This window comes from Streptomyces sp. NPDC055189 (assembly GCF_053606765.1).
In genome coordinates this window covers 1-2,192 of sequence record NZ_JBSGSG010000189.1, presented here as the reverse complement: position 1 = coordinate 2,192, position 2,192 = coordinate 1, and the positions used below count along the sequence as shown (strand labels likewise).

The 2,192-nt window shown below is 70.1% G+C and carries 3 protein-coding genes; 1 reads left to right on the top strand and 2 read right to left on the bottom strand.

The features are described 5' to 3' along the window. Positions 1 to 82 precede the first annotated feature (82 nt). Positions 83 to 988, bottom strand: coding sequence for an ABC transporter ATP-binding protein (locus tag ACWFR3_RS46765; protein WP_453740812.1), 906 nt, complete (start codon positions 986 to 988; stop codon positions 83 to 85). After that, entirely contained in the window at positions 985 to 1,425 is a 441-nt protein-coding gene (locus tag ACWFR3_RS46760) for a GntR family transcriptional regulator (protein WP_453740811.1), read from the bottom strand. Before ACWFR3_RS46760 ends, ACWFR3_RS46765 begins: the two co-directional genes overlap by 4 nt. A 143-nt stretch (positions 1,426 to 1,568) precedes the next feature. On the opposite strand from ACWFR3_RS46760, the gene ACWFR3_RS46755 reads away from it, so the two are divergent. Continuing rightward, a complete protein-coding gene (locus tag ACWFR3_RS46755) occupies positions 1,569 to 2,126 on the top strand; it encodes an LppU/SCO3897 family protein (protein WP_453740810.1) in 558 nt (185 codons plus the stop codon). Positions 2,127 to 2,192 lie beyond the last annotated feature (66 nt).

The window sequence follows — 2,192 nt, the reverse complement described above, 5'->3', positions numbered from 1 at the left end:
TGAACGTCCTCTACGCGATCCTCCGCGACCGACACGCCTACACACCACGGCCGCCTCTTCATCTCGTGGCTTGACGACAGCATTAGGCAGCCACCTCGCGCTCGCGCTGAGCGGGTGCCGTGCTCGGCGTAAGGAGTGCCGGCGCCTCGGGCGAACGCAGGTGGGCGAGCAACAGTTCCTCCAGGGACGGCTCTTCGACGTCCCAGCCTTCGCCGAGCGGCCCTTCGGGCCGGATCAGCGCGGCCAGGCCACGCCCGGTGGCGCGGGATTCGACGACGGTGTGCGGGGCGAGGTCCTCGACGGGGCGGCGCCCGGTGACCAGGGCGTGGGCCGACACGAGGTCGTCGATGCCGCCGCCGAGCCGGACCTGTCCACCGGAGACGAGGAGCAAGTGGTCGCAAGCGTCGGCCAGTTCGCCGACGATGTGCGAGGACATCACCACGGTGGTGCCGTGCTCGGCGGCCTCCGCCATCAGCGTTCCCATCAGCTGATGCCGGGCGAGCGGGTCGAGGTCGGCCATCGGCTCGTCCAGGAGCAGGAGTTCGGCCCGTTTGCCGAGCGCGAGGGCGAGCGCGACGCGGGTGCGCTGACCGCCGGAGAGGGTGCGCACGCGCAGCTTCGGGTCCAGGCCCCCTTCGCGTACGACACGTTCGGCGATGGCGGTGTCCCAGCGGCCGGGGTTCAGCTCGGCGCCGAGCCGCAGGGTGTCGGCGATGCTGAGCTGCGGGTAGAGCGGCTTGTCCTGGGCGACGTACGCGATGCGCTCGCGTGCGGCGGCCGGGTCGGTGCCGAGCACCGTGAGCGTGCCTCCGGTGGGCCTCAGGAGCCCGGCCGCGAGAGCCAGGAGCGTCGACTTGCCCGCGCCGTTGGGTCCGACGACCGCGCAGATCCGCCCGGCGGGCAGCCGGAAGGAGCAGTCGAGCAGGGCATCGCCCCGCCGCCCGTAACTCATGGCAAGCGCGGCCGCCTCGATGGCGGTGTCGGTCATGCGTGTTCCCCCCTGGTCACGTGCTGCTCTGACTGCTCTGTCTGCTGTGACAGCTGCTCTGACTGCGTGAACTGCTCTTCGAGTACGGCGCTGAACAGCGCCGCGACGTCGTCCCTCTCCAGACCGGAGGCGCGGGCACGGGCGGCCCACTGGCTCAGCTCGCCCCGCAGCGGGGAGTCGGCGGGCGTGGAGCCCAGCGACTTCCGCACGAAGGTGCCGAGCCCGCGGCGGGCCTCGACCAGGCCCTCGCGTTCCAGCTCGCGGTAGGCCTTCAGGACCGTGTTCGGGTTGATGGCCGTCGCCTCGACGACCTCACGGGCCGTGGGCAGCTTGTCGCCCGGTTCCAGCAGGCCGAGGCGCAGGGCCTGCTGGGTCTGCTGGACGATCTGGAGGTAGGTGGCGACGCCGCTGCGCCGGTCGATACGGAACTCGACCATGCCCTTGCACCACCCTTTCACTAATTGAGTAGTGAAAGGGTGGTGCAAGAGGCCAGTTCCGTCAAGAGGGGAGGGGTCTTGTAACGTCTGCCGCTCAGCATTGACGTGAACACGTATGGAAAGTCGGGGGACTTGCCTTGTCCATGCCTCCGCCGCCTCATGGTGGCTACCAGCAGCCTCAGCAGCCCTACGGCCAGCAGCCGTACCAGGGGCAGCCGCAGTATCAGGGCCAGCCGCAGTACCAGGGGCCGCCGCCCCAGTACGGCCAGCAGCCGCAACAGCCTTACGGGCAGCAACAGTTCGCACCGCAGCAGCCCCAGCCGCCGCAGCAGCCCCAGCGCCCGCGCGGTGGCGGTGGCGGCTCGTTCAACCGGCAGTCACCCCTGATGAAGGTGGTGGTCCTGCTCATCGCCGGTGTCATCGCGGGCGTCTGGTGGTACTCCAGCCGCGGCAACACCACGGGCCCCGGCAGCGAGGCCGCCAAGTCGCCCGCGGCCGCCGAGGTCGGTGACTGCGTGCAGAACAAGGGCTCCACGAGCAGCCCGGACATGGAGAAGGTCGACTGCTCGGGCGCCACAGCCGAGTACAAGGTGACGAGCAAGTACGAAGTCGAGTGCGAGCCGGGCGAGTCCCGCTACGAGCAGACCCGGCGCGGCCGGGTGCAGTACAGCATGTGCCTGAAGCCGCTCGACCCGAAGTAGACGTACGGGAGAGCGGTACCAGGAGAGCAGGAACAGGAAGGGCGCGGTGTTCCCCCGGGGGAACAC

What these genes read in the sequence shown, in the direction of transcription:
- ACWFR3_RS46765 (WP_453740812.1), bottom strand. Translation starts at nt 988, where the DNA reads ATGACCGACACCGCCATCGAGGCGGCCGCGCTTGCCATGAGTTACGGG.
- ACWFR3_RS46760 (WP_453740811.1), bottom strand. Translation starts at nt 1,425, where the DNA reads ATGGTCGAGTTCCGTATCGACCGGCGCAGCGGCGTCGCCACCTACCTC.
- ACWFR3_RS46755 (WP_453740810.1), top strand. Translation starts at nt 1,569, where the DNA reads ATGCCTCCGCCGCCTCATGGTGGCTACCAGCAGCCTCAGCAGCCCTAC.